The organism is Paenibacillus sp. PL91, from assembly GCF_012935325.2.
In the GTDB taxonomy this organism is placed as follows: domain Bacteria; phylum Bacillota; class Bacilli; order Paenibacillales; family Paenibacillaceae; genus Pristimantibacillus.
In genome coordinates this window covers 1-454 of record NZ_JABBYG020000083.1, presented here as the reverse complement: position 1 = coordinate 454, position 454 = coordinate 1, and the positions used below count along the sequence as shown (strand labels likewise).

The 454-nt window shown below is 37.9% G+C and carries 1 protein-coding gene; it reads left to right on the top strand.

From position 1 onward, the window contains the following. The coding region (locus tag HI950_RS35465) for a hypothetical protein (RefSeq protein WP_223285706.1) at nt 1-431 on the top strand (431 nt) is incomplete at its 5' end. Nucleotides 432-454 lie beyond the last annotated feature (23 nt).

Below are 454 nucleotides of genomic sequence, written 5' to 3'. Positions count from 1 at the left end.
AGCACGTTGCTAGGAGGGAGAAATTTATGACTATCCAACTCGCTGAATGTATTAATCACTCAGCTCAAAATAATCCCAATATAATTTCTATTATGGCCGAAATGATCGCAACTATGGAGAATGACGCCAAACTCAAAAAAGAAATTCTTTTTACAGTTGATGAAATCAGTATGGAGATTTCCAGAAAAGATAAACTCTGTTATGACGTAGTGAATGCTACTCGTAATAACGGTGACTATTACAAAGCTAAGATGCTATGGAAACAATTTAGAAATGAAGTAGAGCATGCCCTAGGAGAATTGTATAAGCGAATTCAATGGACAAGATACCCTGAAGAGTGGAGTGAGACATATGAGCTCCTAAAGCGTCGAGCAGCTTTACATGATGATGAGGTGGAAAGATTAGAGCGGCAAGAGTTATTGAGCGTCTAGTCAGTTCTATAAATTGGAACAGT